A 26691-nucleotide genomic window follows, 5' to 3' on the forward strand; every position below is an offset into this window, starting at 1 on the left:
CAACTCCAACCTATGCTTAACGCATAAGGCCATTTGGACCATAACCAGTCAGATTAGATTTCTTCATTAATGATTCGTATTGATGACTCATCAAGTGACTTTGCACTTGCGTCATGAAATCCATTACCACTACAACCACGATTAACATAGAGGTTCCACCGAAGTAGAAGGGTACGTTCCATGCCACTACAAAGAATTGAGGCATCAAAGACACTAAGGTGATATATAGAGCACCAAACAATGTCAATCGAGTCATTACACCATCAATATATCGAGCAGTATGATCGCCTGGGCGAATCCCCGGTAAAAAAGCACCGGATTTTTTTAAATTATCTGCTACATCTTTGGGGTTAAACACCAGCGCTGTATAAAAGAAGCAAAAGAAGACAATTGCTATCGAAAATAACAACACATACAGTGGTTGCCCAGGAGCAAGAGCTAAAGAGACATCTTGCAACCATTCCATCCCTTCACCTTGACCAAACCATTGACCAATAGAAGCTGGGAACAGCAAAATACTTGAAGCAAAAATTGGAGGTATAACACCAGCCATATTCACTTTAAGCGGTAGATGACTCTTTTGTGCAGCAAATACTTTCTTACCTTGCTGGCGCTTAGCATAGTTGACTGTTATACGACGCTGTCCTCTTTCAATAAAGACAACAAACGCCACAGTTGCTATAGCCATAATACCAATCAACAATAAGGCAAGAATATTAATATCGCCTTGACGAGCCGACTCAAAAGATCTGCCTAGCGCAGAAGGTAAACCTGCAACGATACCAGCAAAAATCAGTATAGAGATACCATTGCCAATACCTTTCTCAGTTACCTGCTCGCCTAACCACATCAAGAAAACAGTACCAGATACAAGAGTAATTACAGCAACTGCATAAAACTCTAGGCCACTACTAAATGAGATCCCTTGACTAGCCAGACCAACCGCCATACTAGCAGACTGAACTAACGCAAGAAGAACTGTACCATAACGAGTATACTGAGTGATTTTACGTCGCCCAGCCTCACCTTCCTTCTTGAGTTGTTCTAGCTGCGGACTAACTACCGTTAACAACTGCATAATAATAGAGGCAGAAATATAAGGGAGTATACCTAGCGCAAAAATACTCATGCGCTCCAGAGCCCCACCTGAGAAAACATTGAACAGACTCAGGATTGTGCCTTCATTTTGATCAAACAGAGCAGACAAACGGTCAGGATTAATACCTGGCACCGGGATGTGTGCACCTATTCTATATACAATAATTGCTAAAAACACAAAACGAATACGAGACCAAAGTTCCCCTAATCCCTTTTGTGCATTTGCAGGTAGTGAGCCACGCTTTGCCATTTATTCCTCGACTTTTCCGCCAGCAGCTTCGATTGCAGCGCGAGCGCCTTTAGTCACTTTAAGACCACGAACAGTAACCGCCTTGTCAATAGTACCAGACAAGATTACACGCGCAGTTTTAATTTGATGACCAAAGATGTCCGCACTTATCAAAGCAGCTAAATCAATAACTTCAGCATTTACAGACGCCAGTTCGCCTAAACGAACTTCAGCAACATATTTTGCCTGACGCGAAGTGAAACCGAACTTAGGTAAACGTTTTTGTAAAGGCATTTGACCACCTTCAAAACCAGGGCGAACAGAACTACCTGAACGAGACTTGAGGCCTTTATGGCCACGCCCGCCTGTTTTACCTAATCCGCTACCAATACCACGGCCACGACGCTTAGCTGTAGGTTTGCTACCTTCGGCAGGTTTAATAGTATTTAAGAACATTTTATTCCCCTACCACTTTAACCATGTAATACACTTTATTAACCATTCCACGAACAGAAGGCGTATCTTCTAATTCACGGCGCTGGCCGACTTTACGTAAACCTAAACCCTGAACAGTCGCACGGTGCTTAGGAAGACGACCAATCGGACTGCGGGTTAATTCAACTGTGATGGTTGCATTTGCCATAACACATTACCCCAAAATTTGATCGACTGACTTACCGCGTTTAGCTGCAATTTGCTCAGGAGCTTGCATATCTTGCAAACCCTTAATGGTTGCGCGAACAACATTAACTGGGTTTGTAGAGCCGTAACACTTAGCCAAAACATTGTGAATACCTGCAATTTCAAGAACCGCACGCATTGCACCACCTGCAATAATACCCGTACCCTGTGAAGCTGGTTGCATATAAACTTTAGATGCACCATGAGCAGCTTTTACTGGGTATTGAAGAGTATCGCCATTAAGCTGAACAGTGATCATATTGCGACGCGCTTGTTCCATAGCTTTTTGAATAGCCTGTGGAACTTCACGTGCTTTACCACGACCAAAACCAACTTTACCATTACCATCACCAACCACTGTCAAAGCTGTGAAAGAGAAGATACGACCACCCTTAACAACTTTCGCCACACGGTTGACTTGAACTAGCTTCTCTTGGAGGTCGCTAGTTTGTTGTTCATTAACTGCCATTTGCTACCCCTTAGAACTCTAGACCGGCTTCACGAGCAGCGTCAGCTAATGCTTGAACACGGCCGTGGTATTTAAAACCAGAACGGTCAAAAGCGACCGTTGTGATACCTGCTTCTTTAGCGCGAGTAGCGATTAAAGCACCTACTTTTACAGCAGCTGTTTTATTACCCGTTGCATCTGAACGAAGATCGCCATCCAAAGTAGAGGCGCTTGCTAGCACTTTACTTCCGCATGGGGAAATAACTTGTGCATACATGTGACGTGGTGTGCGATGTACAGTAAGACGATGCGCACCCAACTCACGAATATGTAAACGTGCGCGACGTGCGCGACGAATTCGAGACTGTTTTTTAGTGTTCATGAATACTTACCTACTTTTTCTTAGCTTCTTTGCGACGAACAACTTCGTCAGAATAGCGAACACCTTTGCCTTTATAAGGCTCGGGAGGGCGAAAACCACGAACTTCAGCAGCAGCTTGACCAATCACTTGTTTGTCAATACCACGAAGAACGACTTCTGTTTGAGAAGCACATTCAGCAGTAACACCGGCAGGCAATTCATATTCAACAGGATGAGAAAAACCTAAGCTAAGATTTAATACATTACCCTTAACCGCCGCACGATAACCAACACCTTGCAACAACAGTCTTTTTTCAAAACCCTGACTTACACCGATAACCATATTGTTCACTAATGAACGCATAGTACCAGCTAAAGCTCGGCTTTGCTTAGCTCCATCACGAGGAACAAATGTAAGAACATTATCTTGCTGAGCAACTTCAACATTCTGGTGGGCATTTAACTCTAATGAACCTTTGCCGCCTTTAACGACTAAGTGTTGACCATTTAGGGTTACATCTACACCAGCAGGAAGCGTCACGGGACTTTTAGCAACACGAGACATACTAACTCCTAGAAAACAGTGCAGATTACTTCGCCACCAATACCTGCAGCGCGAGCTGCACGGTCTGTCATCACACCTTTTGAGGTAGAGATGATAGCAACACCTAAACCAGCCTCAACCTTTGGAAGAGTTGTGGCAGTTTTGTATTGACGCAAACTTGGACGAGAAGCGCGTTTAATCACTTCGATAACTGGCTTACCTTCGAAATATTTAAGATCGATAGTAAGAGTCGGCTTAACTTCTTCTGTTACAGAAAAATCAGTCACATAACCTTCTTCACGTAGAACAGAAGCAACCGACACCTTCATTTTTGATGAAGGCATGCTAACAGATGTTTTCGAAGCCATCTGTGCATTACGAATACGTGTAAACATATCCGCAAGTGTATCTTGCATACTCATTTAAGAGCTCCTAATTAAAAACCATTGTGCAGCAAATAGAGCTCGCGCATAGTACAGAACAGCGAACGAAATGTCCAGGAAAACTGAACATCTCTTCACTGCAATGTAATATGACCGTGATCTACTTGCTTACCAACTAGCTTTCTTCAAGCCTGGTACATCACCGCGCATAGCTGCTTCACGCAATTTGATTCTTGACAAACCAAATTTGCGATAAACACCATGTGGACGGCCCGTTATTTGACAACGGTTACGCTGGCGAGAAGAAGATGAATCACGCGGAAGAGCTTGCAATTTAAGCGTTGCTTCCCACTTTTCATCATCAGATGCATTCACATCGCTAATAATTGCTTTTAGTGCAGCACGCTTTTCAGCATACTTTTCTACTAATTTTGTGCGTTTTGCTTCGCGTTGAATCATTGATATTTTAGCCATGATTCTTACCTCTTATTTCTTGAAAGGGAAACTAAAGGCGGCTAGCAAAGCACGACCTTCTTCGTCGGTACGAGCAGTAGTTGTAATGGTAATATCCATACCACGTACACGATCTACCTTATCGTAATCGATTTCAGGGAAGATGATCTGCTCTTTAACACCCATACTGTAGTTACCGCGTCCATCAAATGACTTAGGGTTTAAACCACGGAAGTCTCGAATACGTGGAATTGCAACATCAACCAAACGGTCGAAGAAATCCCACATACGCTCACCACGTAGAGTAACCTTGCAGCCGATAGGGTAACCATCACGGATTTTAAAGCCCGCAACTGATTTACGAGCTTTTGTAACGACAACTTTTTGGCCGCTTAGAGCTTGTAAATCATTCACCGCATTTTCAAGAAGTTTCTTGTCAGCGATTGCCTCACCTACACCCATATTCAATGTAATTTTAGTGATTTTCGGCACTTCCATTACATTTTTGTAGCCAAACTGCTCAGACAGATTTGCTACTACTTGATCTTTATAAACTTGCTTAAGTCTCGCCATGGCTATAATTCTCGCTCTTAGGCGTCGATCGCTTCACTGTTTGATTTAAAGATACGTACCTTAGTACCATCTTCAGTCACTTTAAAGCCGACGCGATCCGCTTTTCCTGTAGCTGCATTAAATATAGCTACATTTGAAACCTGGATAGGTGCTTCTTTCTCAACGATTCCGCCAGTCGTACCCTTCATAGGGTTTGGCTTCTCGTGCTTCTTCATCATATTGATGCCAGAAACAAGAACACGGTTATCGTCAACAACCTTAACAACTTTGCCGCGCTTGCCTTTATCTTTACCAGCAATTACAACAACTTCGTCATTACTTTTGATTTTACGCATATTTAGCCCCTCCCTCTTACAACACTTCAGGTGCAAGAGAAATAATTTTCATGAATTGCTCAGAACGCAACTCACGGGTAACTGGGCCAAAGATACGAGTACCAATTGGTTGACCAGACGCATTTAGTAGAACCGCAGAATTTACATCAAAACGGATCACGGAGCCATCTGGACGACGAACACCTTTTTTAGTTCTAACAACAACAGCGTTTAGAACCTGCCCTTTCTTAACACGACCACGAGGAATCGCTTCTTTCACTGTGACTTTAATAATGTCACCGATACCAGCGTAACGACGATGTGAGCCACCCAGTACTTTTATACACTGAACACGCTTTGCACCGCTGTTATCTGCAATATCAAGCATCGATTCTGTTTGAATCATAACTGCTCTCCAATCAAATTAGATAACAAGTCTCACGAAGGAGCAGCTTAAACAGCTGCTGCCTTGTCAACAACTTGCACTAGCTTCCAAGTCTTAGACTTAGAATAAGGGCGCGTTTCCACAACCTTTACTGTGTCGCCGATTAGGCATTCGTTGTTTTCATCGTGAGCGTGTAATTTAGTCGAACGACGGATAAACTTACCATAAAGGGCATGTTTTTCAGTATGCTCAACTAGTACTGTAATGGTTTTATCCATCTTGTCGCTTACTACTTTACCAGTAGCAATACGAGCTTTAGTTTCTGCACTTGCCATCTTAGTTACCTGCCTTATCATTTAGCACGGTTTTAACACGCGCGATATTGCGGCGAACTTGAGGAAGCAAATGAGTTTGCGTTAGCTGGCCAGTTGCCTTCTGCATACGCAGAGTGAACTGCTCTTTAAGCAATTCAATCAAAGTTTGCTGTAACTCAGTCACAGTCTTTGTTTGTAGTTCTTTTGCTTTCATCTACATCACCGTGCGCGTTACGAAAGTTGTGGACAGAGGAAGCTTAGCAGCTGCCAACGCGAAAGCTTCGCGCGCTAATTGCTCAGAAACACCCTCAACTTCATAAAGCATCTTACCGGGTTGAATTTGTGCAACCCAATATTCTACGTTACCCTTACCTTTACCCTGACGAACCTCAAGAGGTTTTTGGGTAATCGGCTTATCAGGGAATACACGAATCCAGATTTTACCACCACGCTTAATGTGACGAGTCATTGCACGACGCGCCGCCTCAATTTGACGAGCAGTAATACGACCACGTTGAGTCGATTTCAATCCGTATTCACCAAAGCTAACTTGAGAGCCGCGAATAGCAAGGCCACGGTTGCGACCCTTCATCATCTTACGGAACTTAGTACGTTTCGGTTGTAACATGACTCACCCCCTACTTAGACTTCTTCTTTTGTGCGCCTTTATTAGCACGCACTTGTTCAATACCGCCCAAGATTTCGCCTTTGAAGATCCACGTTTTTACGCCAATAATACCGTAAGTAGTGTTTGCCTCATAAGTAGCGTAGTCAATGTCAGCACGCAGAGTGTGTAGCGGCACACGGCCTTCGCGGTACCATTCAGCACGGGCGATTTCAGCTCCGCCTAAACGGCCACTAACCTGAACCTTAATGCCTTTCGCACCACCACGCATTGCATTTTGAACAGCACGTTTCATAGCACGACGGAACATTACACGACGCTCCAATTGACCCGCAATGTTTTGCGCAACCAATTTAGCATCCAGTTCAGGCTTACGAATTTCTTCGATGTTGATATGAACAGGCACGCCCATCATAGTAGAAATAGCATTACGCAACTTCTCAACATCTTCGCCTTTCTTACCAATCACAATCCCTGGACGGGCAGTGTGAATAGTAATTCGAGCAGTTTGAGCAGGACGTTGAATCTCGATACGAGAAACAGAAGCCTGCACTAATTTTTTCTCCAAGAACTTACGAACTTGAAGATCATTTAATAGCAGCTTGGAGTAGTTTTGATTATTAGCATACCAAGTAGAAGTATGATCTTTAACTATTCCTAAGCGTATTCCAGTTGGATGAACCTTCTGACCCATTGGGTTTCTCCTAATTAGTCAGCGACTTTGACTGTAATATGGCAACCGCGCTTGAATACACGATCTGCACGTCCTTTCGCACGTGGCTTAATACGCTTCAGAGTCATAGCCTCATCAACGAAGATCGTAGAAACACGCAAGTCATCTATATCAGCACCATCGTTATGCTCAGCATTAGCAACAGCAGACTCTAGTACTTTTTTGACAATAGCTGCCGCTTTTTTAGGACTGAACGCCAAGATGTTCAGTGCTTCGCTCACAGACTTACCACGTATTTGATCAGCAACCAAACGGGCTTTCTGTGCAGAGAGGCGAGCACCTTTTAATGAAGCACTTACTTCACTCATAATAATACCCCTAGTTACCGTTTGGCTTTCTTATCCGCAGCATGACCGCGATACGTGCGGGTTGGAGCGAACTCACCCAATTTATGACCGACCATATCTTCAGTTACAATAACTGGGACATGCTGGCGACCATTATGGACCGCAATAGTCAACCCTACAAATTCAGGGAAGACAGTAGAACGGCGCGACCAAGTCTTAATTGGACGACGATCGTTTTTCTCTACCGCAGCCTCTACCTTTTTCAACAAATGAAGGTCGATGAAAGGACCTTTTTTTAGTGAACGTGGCACAGTCGTTTCCTCTTATTACTTAGTACGACGACGTACAATAAGTTTGTCAGTACGCTTATTACTGCGTGTTTTGTACCCTTTAGTAGGCACACCCCAAGGCGTAACTGGATGACGACCGCCTTTACTACGACCTTCACCACCACCGTGCGGGTGATCAACCGGGTTCATTGCCGCACCACGAACAGTAGGACGGATACCACGCCAGCGATTAGCACCCGCTTTACCAAGCACACGTAAACTATGCTCAGAATTAGATACTTCACCCAAAGTAGCACGACACTCAGTCAATACTTTACGCATTTCGCCAGAACGTAGGCGAAGTGTTACATAACGACCTTCACGAGCAACAAGCTGAGCAGATGCACCAGCAGAACGCGCAATTTGCGCACCTTTACCAGGCTTCAACTCGACACAGTGTACAAGACTACCTACAGGAATGTTTTGCAAAGGCAAACTATTACCTGGCTTAATAGGTGAATCTGCACCATTAAAAATGACCGTACCCGCTACCATACCTTTAGAAGCAATGATGTAGCGACGTTCACCGTCAGCATATAAAACTAATGCAATATTTGCAGAACGGTTTGGATCATACTCCAAACGCTCAACCACCGCTTGAATTCCATCTTTATTACGACGAAAATCCACCATACGGTAATGCTGCTTATGACCACCACCTACGTGACGCGTAGTGATGCGTCCGTTGTTATTACGACCACCAGACTTACTCTTCTTATCAAGAAGAGGTGCGTAAGGCGCGCCTTTATGCAACTCATCGTTTACAACTTTAACAACGTGACGACGGCCTGCAGACGTTGGCTTACATTTTACAACAGCCATTGACCTATCTCCCCTTATTCAGCGCCTAAGAAATCAATTTCTTGACCATCAGCCAAACGAACATACGCTTTTTTCACGTCATTACGTTTACCTAGGCCACGAGCTGTACGCTTAGTTTTACCTTTTTGATTTAAGGTACGTACATTCTCAACTTTAACTTCAAATAGAGCTTCGATTGCCTGTTTAATTTCAGGTTTTGTCGCATCACCTACAACACGAAAAACGTATTGACCATTTCCTTCAGCAACAATAGTCGCTTTTTCAGAAATATGCGGACCCAACAAAACTTTATAAATGCGTTCGCCGATCATGCTAGTGACTCCTCAATTTGCTTAAGAGCACCAACTGTCACCAACACTTTGTCGTAAGCAATCAAACTAACAGGGTCAATAGACGCCGCATCGCGTACATCTACGTTAGGAATATTGCGAGCTGCTAAGAAAACATTATCAACAAATTCTTGTGTGATAACTAATGCATTCTCAATATTCAATTCTGCCATTTTTGCTTTAAACAGTTTTGTTTTTGGAGCTTCCAAAGACAACTCTTCTACTACAACAAGACGGTCTTGACGGACAAGTTCAGACCAGATGGTGCGCATTGCTGCACGATACATCTTCTTGTTCACTTTATGTGAGTGATCTTGCGGTTTAGCGGCAAATGTTACGCCACCTGAACGCCAGATTGGACTACGAATAGTACCAGCACGAGCACGACCAGAACCTTTTTGTTTCCAAGGTTTGCGTCCGCCACCTGCCACTTCAGAGCGAGTTTTTTGTGCACGAGTACCTTGACGCGCACCAGCTAGATAAGATGTAACTACCTGATGAACTAACGCTTCATTATACTCACGAGCAAAGGTACTTTCAGAAACATCAACAGTTCCTTCAGACCCAGTAAGATTCAAGTTCATTGTCTACCCCTCTCTTAGCGAGATTTAACTGCTGTTTGAAGAATGACATCACCATCAATAGCGCCAGGAACTGCACCTTTAACTAAAATGATGTTACGCTCTGAATCGATACGTACAACTTCTAGTGATTGTGTAGTTACTTGTGCAGCGCCCATGTGACCCGCCATCTTTTTGCCTTTCCAAACACGACCAGGTGTTTGACATTGGCCAATAGAACCAGGAGCACGGTGAGACAATGAGTTACCATGCGTCGCATCTTGCATTGAAAAGTTATGACGCTTAATGGCACCTTGAAAGCCTTTACCTTTAGATTGACCAGTTACATCAACCATGGCTACAGCTTCGAAATCAGCTACAGTTAGCTCATCACCAACGCTAATTTCTTTTTCATCACCTGCCAGGCGGAACTCCCACAAACCACGTCCTGCTTCAACATTCGCTTTAGCAAAATGACCTGCTGCTGCTTTGTTAACGCGACTCGCACGGCGAGAACCAACAGTCACTTGAACAGCTTGATAGCCATCCGCTTCCGTAGTTTTCACTTGAGTAACACGGTTCGGTTCTACCTCGATGACGGTTACTGGCACGGACTGACCATCTTCTGTGAAGACTCTTGTCATTCCGGCTTTACGTCCGACTAATTGAATAGCCATTTTCTACCTCATTTGCCAGTTGTGTAAGGGGCTATCACCCGCTACGGCTGATCATTCCAGATCATTCCACTATTGTGCATAAGCCGACTGATACCCAGCCGGTTCTCGCACCCCAAACTTTAGGAATTAACCTAAAGAAATTTGAACTTCCACACCTGCCGCAAGATCTAGCTTCATTAAAGCATCAACTGTTTTTTCAGTGGGCTCAACAATGTCTAGAACACGTTTATGTGTACGGATTTCATATTGATCACGTGCATCTTTGTTCACGTGCGGAGAAACCAGTACTGTATAACGCTCTTTACGAGTAGGAAGTGGAATAGGACCACGTACTTGCGCACCAGTACGCTTCGCTGTGTCCACAATTTCTTGTGTCGAAGCATCAATCAGACGGTGATCAAATGCTTTCAGACGAATACGAATTTTTTGGCTTTGCATTTCCAACTCCAAATACAATGTTTTGATGACTTAGTCATGATTTAACTAAGACACCGTCCTTTTTTAAGGACGGCGAATAATAGCTAGCCACAAACTGGTTGTCAAGTGACCAATTAGAAACTAGTACATTTTACAATAACGAAAAAGGCCGCTTGGTATTCAAGCGGCCTTTCTGAGGCAATTCAACAATAAATATAGAACTTATTATTTAATTACTTTAGCTACAACACCAGCACCAACAGTACGACCACCTTCACGGATCGCAAAACGAAGACCATCATCCATAGCGATTGGGTGAATAAGCTCAACTGTCATCTGAATATTATCACCAGGCATAACCATCTCTACACCTTCAGGCAATGAACAAGCACCAGTTACATCAGTTGTACGGAAGTAGAACTGTGGACGGTAGCCCTTAAAGAATGGCGTATGACGACCACCCTCATCTTTACCCAATACATAAACTTCAGCTTCAAACGTAGTGTGCGGAGTAATAGAACCAGGCTTAGCCAATACTTGACCACGCTGAACGTCATCACGCTTAGTACCACGCAAAAGCACACCACAGTTCTCGCCAGCACGACCTTCATCTAGAAGCTTACGGAACATCTCAACACCAGTACACGTTGTTTTGATAGTATCAACGATACCAACAATTTCAACCTCTTCACCAACCTTAACAATACCGCGCTCAACACGGCCAGTTACAACCGTACCACGTCCCTGGATAGAGAATACATCCTCGATAGGCATAATGAATGCACCATCGATTGCACGCTCAGGCTCAGGAATATAAGAATCCAAAGTCTCAACAAGAGTCTTAACAGCAGTAGTACCCATACCGTTATCATCTTCACCATTCAACGCCATCAAAGCAGAACCTGGAATGATTGGAGTATCATCACCTGGGAAGTCATACTCAGAAAGAAGATCACGAAGCTCCATTTCAACAAGCTCGATCATTTCTGCATACTCTTCAGAATCCGCACCACCACAGTCTTCAGCCAACAAATCAGCTTTATTCAAGAAAACTACGATATATGGAACACCAACCTGACGAGAAAGAAGGATGTGTTCACGAGTTTGTGGCATAGGGCCATCAGTCGCACCACATACAAGAATAGCTCCGTCCATTTGAGCAGCACCAGTAATCATGTTTTTAACATAATCAGCGTGCCCTGGGCAATCTACGTGCGCATAGTGACGGTCTGTAGAATCATACTCTACGTGGGAAGTAGAGATAGTGATACCACGCTCACGCTCTTCTGGAGCGTTATCGATACCATCAAATGCTACAGCTTCACCACCAAATACTTCCGCACATACGCGAGTAAGAGCAGCAGTTAGAGTAGTTTTACCGTGGTCAACGTGACCGATAGTACCAACGTTTACGTGTGGTTTATTACGTTCGAATTTAGCCTTTGCCATGATACATACACCTTAATGAATTAGTAAGTATGATGATTAATATTCATATTTGATAATCGCATCTGCCACACTAGCCGGTGCTTCAGCGTATTTTTCAAATTCCATTGCATAACTCGCTCGCCCTTGCGACAAGCTACGCACATCAGTTGCATAGCCGAACATTTCGCCTAGAGGCACTTCAGCTCGGATTATTTTCCCTGATGGGGAATCTTCCATTCCCTGAACAATACCACGACGACGATTCAAGTCTCCCATCACGTCCCCCATGTATTCCTCAGGAGTAACAACCTCTACTTTCATAACTGGCTCTAAAAGACAGGCATCGGCATCAACCGCTCCTTTCTTCAAGCCTTGAGAGGCTGCAATTTTAAAGGCCATCTCATTAGAGTCAACATCATGGAATGAACCATCAAACAGCACCACCTTCAGCCCCAACAAGGGAAAACCTCCAATAACACCATTCTTCATTTGCTCTTCAATGCCTCTTTGTACTGCGGGGATGTATTCCTTAGGAATAGCACCTCCAACAATCTCGTTAACGAACTCCAATCCCTCACCATCAGTTGGAATCAGTTTCATCATAACGTGACCGTATTGACCTTTACCACCGGACTGGCGAACAAACTTATGATTTATCTCAACTTCTTTTCGAATTTTTTCGCGATAGGACACTTGAGGATTACCAACATTAGCCTCAACTTTAAATTCACGCTTCATTCGATCAACAAGAATATCTAAGTGTAATTCACCCATTCCAGATATAATGGTTTGCCCTGTTTCAACATGCGTTTCCACACGAAAAGAAGGATCCTCTTGCGCTAGCTTACCTAGAGCAACAGCCATCTTATCATGATCTGCCTGAGATCTCGGCTCAACAGCAACAGAGATGACTGGCTCAGGAAACTCCATACGCTCCAAAACCACAACATGCGCCGGATGACACAAAGTATCTCCGGTAGTCACATCTTTCATACCTATTGCCGCAGCAATGTCGCCTGCACGCAGCTCTTTTATCTCTTCACGATCATTCGCGTGCATTTGAACCATACGGCCAATGCGCTCTCGCTTAGATTTAGTAGAGTTATAAACAGCATCACCAGATGACAACACACCTGAATAAACACGAACAAACGTTAAGGTTCCAACAAATGGATCAGTCGCAATCTTAAATGCCAAAGCAGAAAAAGGAGCCTCATCATCCGCTTCACGGTGAACCGGCGTCTCTCCATCCTCTAGCAAACCATCGATAGCCTTCACTTCCAATGGTGATGGCATATATTCTACAATCGCATCCAAGACAGCTTGGACACCTTTATTCTTAAAGGCCGAACCACAAGAAACCAAAACAATTTCATTGGATAGTGTTCGGGCACGAAGCCCTACCTTGATATCCTCAACAGATAACTCACCTTCTTCAAGATACTTATCCATCAATTCATCGTTGGCCTCAGCCGCTGCTTCGACCATCTTTTCGCGCCATTCATTTGCATCATCAAGCAAGCCTTCTGGAATATCATCATAGACAAAGGTCATGCCTTGATCTTCTTCATTCCATCTAACCGCTTTCATTAAAACCAAATCAACAACACCCTGAAAACCTTCCTCAGAGCCGATATTGACATGAATAGGAACAGGATTAGCACCCAAGCGACTTTTTAGCTGATCAACCACCATAAAAAAATCAGCACCAGCCCTATCCATTTTATTCACAAAAACCATGCGCGGAACTTCATACTTATTAGCTTGACGCCAAACAGTTTCAGTTTGTGGCTGAACCCCCGAAGAACCGCACAGAACAACAACCGCACCATCTAACACCCGCAAAGAGCGCTCAACCTCAATGGTGAAATCTACATGCCCAGGAGTATCAATAATATTAATACGATGTTGCTCAAACTGCTTACTCATACCACTCCAGAAGCATGTTGTTGCCGCCGAAGTTATGGTAATACCGCGCTCTTGCTCTTGCTCCATCCAATCCATTGTTGCAGCACCATCGTGCACTTCACCAATTTTATGAGATAGACCTGTATAAAACAAAACACGTTCAGTAGTAGTCGTCTTGCCAGCATCCACGTGCGCACATATACCAATATTACGATATAGATTGATAGGTGTTTTACGCGCCACGATATACTCTCCGATCTCTTAGAAACGGTAGTGTGAGAATGCTTTGTTTGCTTCAGCCATGCGATGAACGTCTTCACGCTTCTTAACCGCAGAGCCTTTATTTTCAGCAGCATCTACAATCTCGCCAGCCAAGCGTAAAGCCATTGATTTTTCACCACGTTTACGTGATGCATCAACTAACCAGCGCATAGCAAGGGCTGAACGACGTGCTGGACGCACTTCAACAGGAACCTGGTACGTCGCACCACCAACACGGCGAGATTTAACCTCAACCATCGGCTGAATGGCCTCTAAAGCTTTTTCAAAAATAGCCATAGGCTCTTCTGTTTTAGTACGCTCAGAAACTTTTTCTAACGCAGTATAAACGATAGTCTCAGCTACTGATTTTTTGCCGCTAACCATTACATGGTTAATGAACTTAGCGAGAATTTGACTTCCGTGCTTAGGATCTGGAAGTATTTCACGCTTCGCGACGACGCGTCTTCTTGGCATATCTATATCCTTCTTCAGGTTAGCCCAAGACAAGACAATCTTGCTTGGCCTTACTCAAATTAATTTGTCTAAACAATCTTCTAAGTCAGCAAAAAATGCCTATTTCTTAGGACGTTTAGTACCGTATTTAGAACGACCTTGCTTACGATTTTGTACGCCTGAAGTATCTAAGCTACCACGAACTGTGTGATAACGAACACCCGGTAAATCTTTTACACGACCGCCACGAATCAGCACTACGCTGTGTTCCTGTAGGTTGTGACCTTCACCACCGATGTATGAAGTTACTTCAAAGCCGTTAGTCAAACGAACACGACATACTTTACGTAAAGCCGAGTTAGGCTTTTTAGGTGTAGTAGTATATACGCGTGTGCAGACACCGCGGCGTTGCGGACAAGCTTGCAACGCCGGTACGTCACTCTTTGCCACTTTACGTTTACGTGGCTTACGAACCAACTGGTTAATGGTTGCCATTGAACAAGCTCCACTGAATCCAATACACTTGGCGGAAATCGCCAATATTAAGGAGGCGCAAGTTTAATTTGCGCCTATAAAACAGTCAATAGGGGGAGACCAAAAAATCACCTCCTATGACAATTAACAGCGAAAAACTAGTCTTTTAATGCCGCACTCAACGCTTCTTCAACATCTGAAGCACTAACTGAAGCACTGCCTTCTTTCGCTGCAGCCGCAAGCTCTTTCTTACGCTTGCGTTCGCTATGGTACGCCAAACCTGTCCCAGCAGGAATAAGTCGACCTACAACAACGTTTTCTTTCAAGCCTCTTAAGTAATCTTTCTTGCCAGTTACAGCACCTTCTGTTAAGACTCGAGTTGTCTCTTGGAAAGAAGCGGCAGAGATAAATGACTCAGTTGCCAGAGAGGCTTTTGTAATGCCAAGTAAAACACGCTCGTATTTTGCAGGGAATTTCGACTCAGTTTCAGCCAACTCATTTGCATCAAGCACATGAGTTAATTCCACTTGATCACCCTGAATAAGAGCGGTATCGCCTGACTCAACAATATCAACTTTACGCAGCATTTGGTTAACGATAACTTCAATATGCTTATCGTTAATTACCACACCTTGCAAGCGATATACTTCTTGAATTTCAAGAGCGATATAATCTGATAGCGCCTCAACACCTTGAAGGCGAAGAATATCGTGCGGATTTAAAGGACCATCAGCAATGATCTCACCACGTGAAACTTCCTCACCATCAAATATATTAATTTGACGCCATTTTGGAATCAACGTTTCGATTGGATCAGAACCATCCTGAGGAATGATAATTAATCGAATCTTACCTTTCGTCTCTTTACCAAAACTAACTACACCAGATGCTTCCGCCATGATAGCAGGATCTTTAGGGCGTCGGGCTTCAAACAAATCCGCTACACGCGGTAAACCACCAGTAATATCTTTGTTACCAATCGACTCTTGTGGGATACGCGCAAGTACCTCACCAGACTTAATTGCTGCACCATGATCAAGACTTAAAAGCGCCTTTTCAGGAAGCATGTATTGCACCGGAGACTCAGTCCCAGGAATCAGAACAGGATTCCCCTCGGTATCAACAACAGCAATCATTGGACGCAAATCTTTACCTGCGGCCGGACGCTCTCTCAACTCCAATACTTCTATTGTTGTTAAGCCTGTCATCTCATCGGATTGACGACGGATTGTTACACCCTCTTGCATTCCGCTAAACTCTAGACGACCTTCCATTTCTGATACAATAGGATGCGTATGAGGGTCCCAGTTTGCAATCACTTGCCCTGCAACAACCTCTTCACCTTCTTTTACCGTCAATACAGCACCATAAGGCAACTTGTAGCGCTCTTTCTCACGACCAGCATCATCAGCGATAGCCAATTCAGAAGAACGAGAAGCAACAACCAAATGGCCCTCTCCACGAGGAATTATCTTCATCTTATGGAAACGTACTGTACCGCCGTTTTTAACCTGAACACTATCAACCGCAGAAGCTCGAGACGCCGCACCACCAATGTGGAAGGTACGCATTGTCAACTGTGTGCCTGGCTCACCGATAGACTGAGCAGCGACAACACCAATTGCTTCACCGATATTAACCAAATGCCCACGAGCCAAATCACGACCGTAACACTTAGCACAAACACCATGCTTAGTATCACAAGTGATAACGGAGCGAACTAACATCTCATCGACACCAGCCGCTTCAATTGTACGAACATTATGCTCATCAATTAGGGTACCAGCTGGCAATACAAGATTACCTTTAGAATCAAGAACATCTAAAGAGGTAGTACGACCTAGAACACGTTGACCCAGAGGAACAACAACGTCTCCACCTTCAATCATTGCACTTACAGTTAGACCGTTCTGAGAACCACAATCAACTTGAGTAACAACAAGATCCTGAGCAACATCAACCAAACGGCGGGTCAAGTAACCAGAGTTAGCCGTTTTCAATGCCGTATCAGCCAAACCTTTACGTGCACCATGGGTAGATGTAAAGTACTGCAATACAGACAGACCTTCACGGAAATTGGCCGTAATAGGCGTTTCAATGATGGAACCATCCGGTTTCGCCATCAAACCACGCATACCGCCTAATTGACGCATCTGCGCAACACTACCACGAGCACCCGAGTCAGCCATCATATAAACAGAGTTAAATGATTGCTGCTCAACCGTTTCGCCCGCTTTATTAACCACAGTCTCTTTTGCCAAGTTTTTCATCATGGCTTCAGTAACTTTCTCATTGGTACGAGACCATAAGTCGATTACTTTATTGTATTTCTCACCTTGAGTTACCAAACCATCGGCATATTGGTACTCAATTTCTTTAACTTCAGATTCAGCCTGATCGATGATGCCAGCTTTTTCTGGAGGTATAACGAAATCATCAACACCAACAGATGAGCCCGATTCAGTTGCATACTGAAAACCTGTATACATTAATTGGTCAGCAAATACACAAGACTCTTTCAAACCTACCTTTCGGTAACATTCGTTAATTAAATTTGAAATTGCCTTTTTCTTCATTGTCTGGTTAACAACAGAGAAAGGGAGGCCCTCTGGAACAATATCAAATAACAAAGCACGCCCAACAGTCGTATCCACCACAAATGTTGAAGGCACTTTCTCGCCTTCTAATGTTGTATCAACTTGACTAATACGCACTTTACAAGTTGCATGCAACTCAACCTGCCCAGCACCATAAGCACGATGAACCTCTTTAATATCAGAGAACATCATACCTTCACCACGCGCATTAATACGCTCACGTGTCAAATAGTAAAGACCCAATACAACATCCTGAGAAGGAACGATAATTGGCTCACCATTAGCTGGAGAAAGAATGTTATTTGTTGACATCATTAACGCACGCGCTTCCAATTGAGCTTCAATTGTTAGCGGTACGTGGACAGCCATTTGGTCCCCATCGAAATCGGCATTGTATGCAGCACAAACCAACGGATGTAATTGAATCGCTTTACCTTCAATCAACATTGGCTCAAATGCTTGAATACCCAAACGGTGAAGTGTTGGCGCTCGGTTTAACATAACCGGGTGCTCACGAATCACTTCATCTAGGATATCCCAAACTTCAGGGGTTTCACGCTCAACCATTTTCTTCGCGGCTTTAATGGTGGTAGCCATTCCACGAAGCTCTAATTTAGAGAAAATAAATGGTTTAAATAATTCCAGTGCCATTTTTTTCGGCAAACCACATTGATGCAAACGTAGAGAAGGGCCTACTGTAATTACAGAACGACCAGAATAATCTACACGCTTACCCAACAAGTTTTGACGGAAACGACCCTGCTTACCTTTGATCATATCTGCTAGAGATTTCAAAGGGCGTTTATTAGAACCCGTAATCGCACGACCACGTCGTCCATTATCAAGCAATGCATCAACAGACTCTTGCAACATACGTTTTTCATTACGTACGATAATGTCTGGCGCAGAAAGCTCAAGCAAGCGTTTCAAACGGTTATTACGGTTAATAACTCGACGATAAAGATCGTTCAAATCAGATGTTGCAAATCGACCACCCTCTAAAGGAACCAATGGGCGAAGATCTGGCGGCAATACTGGCAATACTTCCAAAACCATCCACTCAGGATTGTTTCCAGAAGCATTAAACGCCTCAATTAGCTTAAGACGTTTAGACAGTTTCTTCATACGGGTTTCTGAGTTCGTTGCACTCAGCTCTTCACGCATTTGCGTGATTTCTTCACCCATATCAAGGTCTCGTAATAGCATCTGAATTGCTTCAGCACCCATACGAGCATCAAATTCATCTCCGAATTCTTCTAACGCATCGAAATACTGCTCATCATTTAACAACTGCCCTTTATCAAGCGTTGTCATACCAGGATCAATGACTATAAAAGATTCAAAATACAAAACACGCTCAATATCACGTAAAGTCATATCCAAGATAAGACCTATACGAGATGGTAACGATTTCAAAAACCAAATGTGAGCTACTGGTGAAGCAAGCTCGATATGCCCCATACGCTCACGACGCACTTTAGACAGAGCTACCTCTACACCACACTTTTCACAAATCACACCACGGTGTTTCAAGCGCTTATATTTACCGCACAAGCACTCATAATCCTTAATAGGACCAAAGATTTTTGCACAGAACAAACCATCACGCTCTGGTTTGAAAGTACGATAGTTAATGGTTTCTGGTTTTTTAACTTCACCAAAAGACCATGAACGTATCATGTCTGGAGACGCCAAACCGATACGAATCGCTTCAAACTCGTCCGAGTGTCCCTGTGACTTTAGAAGACCTAATAAGTCTTTCATTGATATTCGCCCCGTCGTAATGCTGGAGAAGGATCACTTCCCCAGCAGGTCAAATGTGATTGCTCTTATTCGTTTTCGAGTTCGATGTCGATACCCAAAGAACGAATTTCCTTAACTAATACATTAAAGGATTCTGGCATGCCTGGCTCCATTCTATGATCACCGTCTACGATGTTTTTATACATCTTCGTACGACCATTAACGTCATCAGACTTAACTGTTAGCATTTCTTGAAGAGTATATGCAGCACCATAAGCTTCTAAAGCCCAGACCTCCATCTCTCCGAAACGCTGACCACCAAATTGAGCTTTACCGCCTAATGGCTGCTGCGTAACAAGACTGTAAGAACCAGTAGAACGAGCGTGCATTTTATCATCAACCAAGTGGTTAAGTTTCAAGATATACATATAGCCAACAGTCACAGGGCGCTGGAAGGCTTCACCTGTACGACCATTAAACAATGTAATCTGACCACTTTCATTGATCCCAGCTAAGCGCAGCATGCGTTTTATTTCGATCTCTTTGGCACCATCAAATGCACCAGAAGCCATCGGAACGCCGCCTTTCAAGTTCGCTGCGAGATCCAAGATCTCTTCATCAGAGAAACTATCTAAATCTTCGGAACGAGCACAACGTGGTACACTTCCTTCATGCCCATTGTAGACTTCATCAAGGAAAGAACGAATTTCAGCGATTTTCTCAGCTTTTTCGCGCTCTACCGCAAGCATTTCATTAATCTTACGACCTAACCCTTTAGAAGCAGCGCCTAAGTGAGTTTCCAATACCTGACCAACGTTCATTCGCGATGGCACACCTAATGGATTCAACACAATATCTACTGGATCGCCGTTTTCATCGTATGGCATATCTTCAACAGGCATGATTTTTGAAATAACACCCTTGTTACCATGACGACCAGCCATTTTATCACCAGGCTGAATACGACGTTTAATAGCAACGTATACTTTAACAATTTTCAGAACACCTGGAGCCAAGTCGTCTCCAGATTGAAGCTTGCGCTTCTTATCTTCAAATTTAGCATCCAGATCTTTACGACGCTCAACCAATGCAGCTTGAGCCTTTTCTAACTGCTCGCTTGCACTTTCATTTTCTACGCGAATCTTAAACCAATCAGCATGATCCAAAGAATCTAAATAATCATGATCGATGATTGCATTTTTTGCCAATCCTGGACCACCGTCAGCCAACTGACCAACAAGCGCTTCCGCAAGACGTTCAAATGTAGCTTGCTCAACAATACGGAACTCTTCATTTAAATCTTTACGCACTTGATCCAATTGAGATTTTTCAATAGATTTTGCACGCTCGTCTTTTTCAATTCCATCACGCGTAAACACTTGCACATCGATAACTGTGCCGCGAGTACCCGTTTTAACACGCTGAGAAGTATCTTTAACGTCAGACGCTTTTTCGCCAAAGATAGCTCGTAAAAGCTTCTCTTCTGGCGTTAACTGAGTTTCACCTTTAGGTGTTACTTTACCAACTAAGATGTCACCCGGCTCAACCTCGGCACCAATATAAACAATACCTGACTGATCAAGTTTAGATAACGCACCTTCACCCACATTTGGAATATCAGCCGTAATCTCTTCAGGCCCAAGCTTAGTGTCACGAGCAACACAAGTAAGCTCTTGAATATGAATAGACGTAAAACGATCTTCTTCAACTACGCGCTCAGAAACAAGTATCGAGTCTTCAAAGTTAAATCCGTTCCAAGGCATGAAAGCAATACGCATGTTTTGACCTAAGGCCAATTCACCCATATCTACAGATGGACCATCTGCCATGATGTCGCCAGAAGCAACAGACTCACCTTTCATAACCAACGTACGTTGGTTAATGCAAGTATTTTGATTCGATCGGACGTATTTTGTAAGGTTGTAGATATCCACACCCGCCTCACCAGCGATTGTTTCTTCCGCATTTACACGCACAACGATTCGGCTTGCATCAACAGACTCAATCACACCACCACGACGGGCAACAATACAAACACCAGAATCTTTTGCTACATTCCTTTCCATCCCAGTACCAACTACAGGCTTATCTGCCTTCAACGTTGGAACGGCCTGACGTTGCATGTTTGATCCCATTAAGGCCCTGTTTGCATCATCATGCTCAAGGAAAGGGATTAAAGAAGCAGCTACAGATACAACCTGACGAGGAGATACATCCATCAGATTTACTTTCTCTTTCGCTAACAAAGTGGTTTCGTGCATGTGACGCACCTGAACCAATTCATCAACCAAACGCCCTTCACCATCTACCGATGCAGACGCTTGGGCAATAACATATTTAGCTTCATCAATAGCAGAGACATACACAGTTTCGTCTGTCATCTTGCCATCAACGATTTTACGGTAAGGCGTTTCTAAGAAACCGTAACTGTTTGTACGAGCATATGTCGACAAAGAGTTAATCAAACCGATGTTTGGTCCTTCAGGAGTTTCAATTGGGCATACACGACCATAATGCGTTGCGTGCACATCTCGAACCTCAAAGCCAGCTCGCTCACGAGTCAAACCGCCAGGTCCTAATGCAGAAACACGACGTTTATGAGTGATTTCAGATAACGGATTGTTTTGATCCATAAACTGAGACAATTGGCTAGAACCAAAAAATTCTTTAATTGCAGCAGCAACAGGCTTCGCATTCAACAGATCTTGAGGCATTAAACCATCAGCTTCTGCCATTGAAAGGCGCTCTTTAACAGCCCTTTCAACACGAACCAAACCAACACGGAATTGGTTTTCCGCCATCTCGCCGACAGAGCGTACGCGACGGTTACCCAAGTGATCGATATCATCGACCATGCCATTACCATTACGAATATCAAGCAATGTTTTAAGAACAGCTACGATATCATCATTATCTAGAATACCTAGACCCGCATCTTCATCACGCCCCAAACGGCGGTTGAACTTCATACGGCCTACGCCAGATAAATCATAACGATCTTCAGTAAAGAACAAACCTTGGAACAAGCTTTCAGCAGATTCCTTAGTTGGTGGTTCGCCAGGACGCATCATGCGATAAATTTCAACAAGTGCCTCTAGTTGGTTATTTGTTGGATCGATTCTCAATGTATCAGAAATAAATGGACCATTATCCAAATCATTTGTGAACAATGTTTCAATTTCTGTAATACCAGCAGAGACCAAAACTTCCAACAACTCAACCGACAACTCGGTATTTGCTTCAGCAATCAATTCACCTGTAGAAGGGTGAACCAAATTCTTCGCAGACACTTTACCAAGCATATATTCCAAAGGTACAGATAAACGCTCTAAGCCCGTTTTTTCCATTAAACGGATATGCTTAGCTGTAATACGACGACCTTCTTCAACAATTAATTCACCGTTCGCATCAGCAATGTTAAACAAAGCTGTTTCACCACGTAAGCGGTTTGCAATCAACTCCATTTCAAAGCCATCACGACTTATATAAAAAGAAGTTGTTTCAAAGAAGTGCCCTAAAATTTGTTCAGAACTAAACCCTAAAGCGCGCAGCAGTATAGTCACAGGCAACTTACGACGACGGTCAATACGAACAAAAACACAATCTTTTGGATCAAACTCAAAATCCAACCAAGAACCACGATAAGGAATAACACGAGCAGAATGTAGCAATTTACCAGATGAGTGTGTCTTACCACGATCGTGGTCGAAGAACACGCCTGGCGAACGATGTAGTTGAGAAACAATTACACGCTCTGTGCCATTAATTACAAAGGTACCATTTTCTGTCATGAGTGGTATTTCACCCATATAGACTTCTTGCTCGCGAATGTCTTTGATTGCCTTATTGGACGATTCTTTATCATAGATAATTAATCGAACACGGACTCGTAAAGGTGCCGCGTAGGTTACACCACGCAACTGACACTCTTTAACATCAAATACTGGTTTGCCTAAACGATAATCGACATATTCAAGAGCCGCATTGCCAGAAAAGCTAACCATTGGGAAGACAGATTTAAAGGCCCCATGCAGACCTAATTCCTCTCGCTCCGCAAGATCTTTACCTTCTTGCAGAAAATTACGGTAGGATTCAAGCTGAATTGCCAGCAAGTATGGCACATCCAAAACGGGCGGCAGTTTACCGAAATCCTTACGGATACGTTTTCTCTCAGTATATGAGTAAGCCATCAGCATTCCCCAGCTTGTGCACATTGACGCAAAAGGCCCAAATCAGGCCTTACCAAATATGGGAGCATAATCTCCCACTTAAAAATTCTTCTGTAAATTTATTTGAGCAGTAGAAACCCAAAAAGGCCGGTGACAAATATGTCACCAGCCATTTCGACTATTGGTCGAAATCTGGAAATACAAGCATCATTACTTGATTTCGACAGATGCACCAGCTTCTTCAAGAGCAGCTTTAAGTGCTTCAGCATCTTCTTTAGAAACGCCTTCTTTAACAACACTTGGAGCGCCATCAACCAAGCCTTTAGCTTCTTTCAGACCTAGGCCTGTAGCAGCACGAACAGCTTTAATTGCATTTACTTTCTTGTCACCAGCAGCAGTAAGAACAACGTCAAATTCAGTTTGTTCCTCAACAGCAGCGCCCGCTTCAGCAGGACCAGCTACTGTAGCAGCAGCCGCAGATACGCCAAATTTTTCTTCCATTGCTGAAATTAATTCAACAACATCCATCACAGACATTTCTGCTACTGCATTGATGATATCTTCTTTAGTTAGAGCCATGACTCAGATTCCTAGCATTTTAACAATATTGCCTTCAGGCAATGTAACAAATAAATTCAAGATAGAAACGTTTTATAATTACGCTGCTTCTTGCTCTTTTAGATCGCGAACTGCTGCAAGAGTACGAACAAACTTACTAGTTGCGCCTTGAATAACACTCATCAAGCGCGAAATAGCTTCGTCGTACGTAGGCAGAGTAGCCAAACGATCAATGTCGCCAGCAGCCATCAACTCACCGTTGAAGGCTAATGCTTTAACTTCGAACATCTCATTGTCTTTGGCAAACTTCTTTAACAAACGAGCAGCCGCACCTGGGTGTTCATTTGAAAAAGCAATAAGAGTAGGACCAACAAAGCTGTCTTTTAAGCATTCGAAGTCAGTACCGTCAACCGCGCGGCGAGCCAGTGTATTACGTACTACACGTACATATACACCAGCTTCGCGTGCTTCTTTACGTAGAGCCGTCATGCTTCCCACGGTAACACCGCGAGAATCAGCAACAACAGCAGATAACGCAACTTTAGCAGCTTCGCTAACTTCGGCGACAATGGCTTTTTTGTCTTCTAGACCTAATGCCACTGGTTTTCTCCTGGATTAATAGGGATTGCTCCCCTAGTTACCAACCCTCCGAAAAAATTTCGAAGAACTCACTGGTGAGTTGGATCCAGTTAATCTGAATCGGGCCACACCATCTGCGCAGGATAAACATTGAAAAATGTTTTATTAAACCCAAAGGTTCCTACGGTCTTTGACGACCTGAATTGCATTTTTTCAAACGCAAATCAGACCCCAAAGTTTGATTTAGAATTCCAAAGAACCTAAATCAATTTGTATACCTGGCCCCATTGTTGAAGACAAGGTTACTTTTTTCATGTAAACGCCTTTCGCTGAAGCAGGTTTAGCGCGACGCAAGTCAGCCAACAACGCTTCAACATTACCCTTAACAGAAGCTGCAGCGAAATCGATAGAGCCAACTCCAGCATGAATAATACCATTTTTGTCAGTACGGTAGCGCGCCTGACCTGCTTTAGCATTTTTAACTGCTGTAGCAACATCAGGAGTTACAGTACCAACTTTAGGGTTAGGCATAAGACCACGAGGGCCTAAAATTTGACCCAACTGACCAACAATTCGCATAGCATCAGGAGATGCGATTACCACATCAAAATCCAGATTACCGGCTTTAACTTGAGCAGCCAAATCATCAAAACCTACAACATCAGCACCAGCGGCCGTTGCCGCTTCAGCATTTGCACCTTGCGCAAATACAGCAACACGAACATCTTTACCAGTACCATGTGGCAATACCGTAGAACCACGAACAACTTGATCAGATTTACGTGGATCAACACCCAAGTTTACTGATACATCAATTGATTCTTTGAACTTAACAGTAGAAAGTTCAGATAAAAGAGCAACCGCCTCTTCCATCGAATACTGTTTAGTTGACTCTACTTTCTCAGCGATCAAACGAGCACGTTTAGTTAACTTAGCCATTAGTTCACACCCTCAACATCAAGACCCATTGCTCGTGCGCTACCAGCGATGGTACGTACAGCAGCATCCATATCAGCAGCCGTTAAGTCAGCGGCTTTGGCAGTAGCGATTTCTTCAAGCTGAGCACGAGTAACCGTACCAACTTTTTGAGTGTTTGGACGAGGAGAACCACTCTTCAAACCGGCAGCCTTTTTAAGCAACACGGCGGCAGGAGTAGACTTAGTTTCAAACGTAAAACTACGATCACTATAAACTGTAATAATAACAGGTGTAGGAAGACCCGCTTCAACATTTTGAGTTTTTGCGTTGAACGCCTTACAAAACTCCATGATGTTAACACCATGCTGCCCCAATGCTGGACCAACTGGTGGACTTGGATTCGCCTGACCCGCTTTAACCTGTAGCTTAATATAAGCTTGGACTTTCTTAGCCATTTTCTAACTCCAATTGGGTCTACGCCTTACGGCTACCCGTTAATAAAATCAGGCCTTCTCAACCTGACTAAATTCCAAATCAACTGGTGTAGAGCGCCCAAAAATAAGCACCGCAACCTTGATTCGACTTTTATCGTAATCCACCTCTTCAACCACACCATTAAAGTCTGCAAAAGGCCCTTCATTAACACGAACAACTTCTCCAACTTCAAATAACGTCTTCGGACGAGGATTATCTACTCGATCACTTACTCTTTGCAGAATAGCGTCAGCTTCTCTCTCTGTAATTGGGGAAGGCCTATCTGCCGTACCGCCGATAAAACCTAAAACACGACCGGTACCTTTAACCATATGCCAAGAATCATCATTCATATCCATTTGGACTAAAACATAACCAGGATAGAACTTACGCTCACTCTTGCGCTTTTTGCCATCTCGCATCTCAACCACTTCTTCGGTTGGAACTAAGATATCACCAAAATACTCTTGCATACCCATGATTTCGATGCGCTCAGTTAAAGAGCGCATCACATGCTTTTCATAACCTGAGTAAGCATGTACAACATACCAACGCTTTGCCACGAGC

The 26691-nt window shown here is 43.6% G+C and carries 33 protein-coding genes; all 33 read right to left on the minus strand.

Annotation, left to right across the window (positions count from 1 at the left end; genetic code table 11):
- Positions 1-16: 16 nt before the first annotated feature.
- Positions 17-1348: a preprotein translocase subunit SecY gene (gene secY, locus ACMUMJ_RS04280; protein ID WP_414677562.1), complete on the minus strand. Its 1332-nt coding sequence runs from the start codon at positions 1346-1348 to the stop codon at positions 17-19.
- Complete coding sequence (rplO, locus tag ACMUMJ_RS04285) at positions 1349-1783, minus strand: 50S ribosomal protein L15 (RefSeq protein ID WP_414677563.1); 435 nt, start codon at positions 1781-1783, stop codon at positions 1349-1351.
- 1 nt (position 1784) lies between these two features.
- Positions 1785-1970: a 50S ribosomal protein L30 gene (gene rpmD, locus ACMUMJ_RS04290; RefSeq protein ID WP_414677564.1), complete on the minus strand. Its 186-nt coding sequence runs from the start codon at positions 1968-1970 to the stop codon at positions 1785-1787.
- Between the two features lie 6 nt (positions 1971-1976).
- Positions 1977-2477 carry a 30S ribosomal protein S5 gene (rpsE, locus tag ACMUMJ_RS04295; protein WP_414677565.1) on the minus strand — a complete coding sequence of 167 codons (501 nt, stop codon included), beginning with the start codon at positions 2475-2477 and terminating at the stop codon, positions 1977-1979.
- Between the two features lie 10 nt (positions 2478-2487).
- Positions 2488-2838: a 50S ribosomal protein L18 gene (gene rplR, locus ACMUMJ_RS04300; RefSeq protein ID WP_414677566.1), complete on the minus strand. Its 351-nt coding sequence runs from the start codon at positions 2836-2838 to the stop codon at positions 2488-2490.
- A gap of 10 nt (positions 2839-2848) precedes the next feature.
- On the minus strand, positions 2849-3382 hold the full coding sequence (gene rplF / locus ACMUMJ_RS04305; protein ID WP_414677567.1) for a 50S ribosomal protein L6: 534 nt from the start codon (positions 3380-3382) through the stop codon (positions 2849-2851).
- Positions 3383-3390: 8 nt separating this feature from the next.
- Positions 3391-3783, minus strand: coding sequence for a 30S ribosomal protein S8 (rpsH, locus tag ACMUMJ_RS04310; protein WP_414677568.1), 393 nt, complete (start codon positions 3781-3783; stop codon positions 3391-3393).
- A 129-nt stretch (positions 3784-3912) separates the two neighbouring features.
- The gene (gene rpsN, locus ACMUMJ_RS04315; RefSeq protein ID WP_414677569.1) at positions 3913-4218 is read right to left on the minus strand and encodes a 30S ribosomal protein S14; all 306 of its coding nucleotides are present in this window, start codon (positions 4216-4218) and stop codon (positions 3913-3915) included.
- Positions 4219-4230: 12 nt separating this feature from the next.
- Entirely contained in the window at positions 4231-4770 is a 540-nt protein-coding gene (rplE, locus tag ACMUMJ_RS04320; RefSeq protein ID WP_414677570.1) for a 50S ribosomal protein L5, read from the minus strand.
- A gap of 17 nt (positions 4771-4787) precedes the next feature.
- A complete protein-coding gene (gene rplX / locus ACMUMJ_RS04325) occupies positions 4788-5105 on the minus strand; it encodes a 50S ribosomal protein L24 (RefSeq protein ID WP_414677571.1) in 318 nt (105 codons plus the stop codon).
- Between the two features lie 16 nt (positions 5106-5121).
- Positions 5122-5490, minus strand: coding sequence for a 50S ribosomal protein L14 (gene rplN / locus ACMUMJ_RS04330; protein WP_009834615.1), 369 nt, complete (start codon positions 5488-5490; stop codon positions 5122-5124).
- A 47-nt stretch (positions 5491-5537) separates the two neighbouring features.
- Complete coding sequence (gene rpsQ, locus ACMUMJ_RS04335) at positions 5538-5804, minus strand: 30S ribosomal protein S17 (RefSeq protein WP_414677572.1); 267 nt, start codon at positions 5802-5804, stop codon at positions 5538-5540.
- Position 5805: 1 nt separating this feature from the next.
- Positions 5806-5997 carry a 50S ribosomal protein L29 gene (gene rpmC / locus ACMUMJ_RS04340; RefSeq protein ID WP_191601899.1) on the minus strand — a complete coding sequence of 64 codons (192 nt, stop codon included), beginning with the start codon at positions 5995-5997 and terminating at the stop codon, positions 5806-5808.
- Positions 5998-6411 (minus strand): 50S ribosomal protein L16, encoded by a 414-nt coding sequence (rplP, locus tag ACMUMJ_RS04345; protein ID WP_191601898.1) that lies wholly within the window; start codon positions 6409-6411, stop codon positions 5998-6000. It lies immediately after the preceding gene.
- A gap of 10 nt (positions 6412-6421) precedes the next feature.
- The gene (gene rpsC, locus ACMUMJ_RS04350; RefSeq protein ID WP_269126185.1) at positions 6422-7102 is read right to left on the minus strand and encodes a 30S ribosomal protein S3; all 681 of its coding nucleotides are present in this window, start codon (positions 7100-7102) and stop codon (positions 6422-6424) included.
- Between the two features lie 14 nt (positions 7103-7116).
- Positions 7117-7449 (minus strand): 50S ribosomal protein L22, encoded by a 333-nt coding sequence (rplV, locus tag ACMUMJ_RS04355; RefSeq protein ID WP_414677573.1) that lies wholly within the window; start codon positions 7447-7449, stop codon positions 7117-7119.
- Between the two features lie 14 nt (positions 7450-7463).
- The gene (gene rpsS, locus ACMUMJ_RS04360; RefSeq protein WP_191601895.1) at positions 7464-7739 is read right to left on the minus strand and encodes a 30S ribosomal protein S19; all 276 of its coding nucleotides are present in this window, start codon (positions 7737-7739) and stop codon (positions 7464-7466) included.
- 15 nt (positions 7740-7754) lie between these two features.
- Complete coding sequence (gene rplB / locus ACMUMJ_RS04365; protein ID WP_414677574.1) at positions 7755-8579, minus strand: 50S ribosomal protein L2; 825 nt, start codon at positions 8577-8579, stop codon at positions 7755-7757.
- Positions 8580-8593: 14 nt separating this feature from the next.
- Positions 8594-8890 carry a 50S ribosomal protein L23 gene (rplW, locus tag ACMUMJ_RS04370; RefSeq protein WP_414677575.1) on the minus strand — a complete coding sequence of 99 codons (297 nt, stop codon included), beginning with the start codon at positions 8888-8890 and terminating at the stop codon, positions 8594-8596.
- Positions 8887-9492, minus strand: a complete 606-nt coding sequence (rplD, locus tag ACMUMJ_RS04375; RefSeq protein ID WP_414677576.1) for a 50S ribosomal protein L4 — start codon at positions 9490-9492, stop codon at positions 8887-8889. Before rplD ends, rplW begins: the two co-directional genes overlap by 4 nt.
- 14 nt (positions 9493-9506) lie before the next feature.
- Positions 9507-10145, minus strand: a complete 639-nt coding sequence (rplC, locus tag ACMUMJ_RS04380; protein ID WP_414677577.1) for a 50S ribosomal protein L3 — start codon at positions 10143-10145, stop codon at positions 9507-9509.
- Positions 10146-10271: 126 nt separating this feature from the next.
- Positions 10272-10583 (minus strand): 30S ribosomal protein S10, encoded by a 312-nt coding sequence (rpsJ, locus tag ACMUMJ_RS04385; RefSeq protein WP_067207662.1) that lies wholly within the window; start codon positions 10581-10583, stop codon positions 10272-10274.
- A gap of 204 nt (positions 10584-10787) precedes the next feature.
- Positions 10788-12011, minus strand: coding sequence for an elongation factor Tu (gene tuf / locus ACMUMJ_RS04390; protein WP_414677578.1), 1224 nt, complete (start codon positions 12009-12011; stop codon positions 10788-10790).
- A gap of 36 nt (positions 12012-12047) precedes the next feature.
- Positions 12048-14141 (minus strand): elongation factor G, encoded by a 2094-nt coding sequence (gene fusA, locus ACMUMJ_RS04395; protein ID WP_414677579.1) that lies wholly within the window; start codon positions 14139-14141, stop codon positions 12048-12050.
- 18 nt (positions 14142-14159) lie between these two features.
- On the minus strand, positions 14160-14633 hold the full coding sequence (gene rpsG / locus ACMUMJ_RS04400; protein ID WP_414677580.1) for a 30S ribosomal protein S7: 474 nt from the start codon (positions 14631-14633) through the stop codon (positions 14160-14162).
- Between the two features lie 99 nt (positions 14634-14732).
- A complete protein-coding gene (gene rpsL, locus ACMUMJ_RS04405; RefSeq protein ID WP_191601887.1) occupies positions 14733-15107 on the minus strand; it encodes a 30S ribosomal protein S12 in 375 nt (124 codons plus the stop codon).
- Positions 15108-15244: 137 nt separating this feature from the next.
- Positions 15245-19447, minus strand: coding sequence for a DNA-directed RNA polymerase subunit beta' (gene rpoC / locus ACMUMJ_RS04410; RefSeq protein ID WP_414677581.1), 4203 nt, complete (start codon positions 19445-19447; stop codon positions 15245-15247).
- Positions 19448-19512: 65 nt separating this feature from the next.
- The gene (rpoB, locus tag ACMUMJ_RS04415; protein WP_414677582.1) at positions 19513-23616 is read right to left on the minus strand and encodes a DNA-directed RNA polymerase subunit beta; all 4104 of its coding nucleotides are present in this window, start codon (positions 23614-23616) and stop codon (positions 19513-19515) included.
- 189 nt (positions 23617-23805) lie between these two features.
- Positions 23806-24174, minus strand: coding sequence for a 50S ribosomal protein L7/L12 (gene rplL / locus ACMUMJ_RS04420; RefSeq protein WP_414677583.1), 369 nt, complete (start codon positions 24172-24174; stop codon positions 23806-23808).
- Positions 24175-24252: 78 nt separating this feature from the next.
- Entirely contained in the window at positions 24253-24753 is a 501-nt protein-coding gene (gene rplJ, locus ACMUMJ_RS04425; RefSeq protein ID WP_414677584.1) for a 50S ribosomal protein L10, read from the minus strand.
- Between the two features lie 222 nt (positions 24754-24975).
- Entirely contained in the window at positions 24976-25671 is a 696-nt protein-coding gene (gene rplA / locus ACMUMJ_RS04430; RefSeq protein ID WP_414677585.1) for a 50S ribosomal protein L1, read from the minus strand.
- A complete protein-coding gene (rplK, locus tag ACMUMJ_RS04435; protein ID WP_414677586.1) occupies positions 25671-26105 on the minus strand; it encodes a 50S ribosomal protein L11 in 435 nt (144 codons plus the stop codon). Before rplK ends, rplA begins: the two co-directional genes overlap by 1 nt.
- 48 nt (positions 26106-26153) lie before the next feature.
- Positions 26154-26687 carry a transcription termination/antitermination protein NusG gene (gene nusG / locus ACMUMJ_RS04440; RefSeq protein WP_414677587.1) on the minus strand — a complete coding sequence of 178 codons (534 nt, stop codon included), beginning with the start codon at positions 26685-26687 and terminating at the stop codon, positions 26154-26156.
- Between the last annotated feature and the right edge of the window lie 4 nt (positions 26688-26691).

Source organism: Marinomonas phycocola, assembly GCF_047525455.1.
Lineage (GTDB): Bacteria > Pseudomonadota > Gammaproteobacteria > Pseudomonadales > Marinomonadaceae > Marinomonas.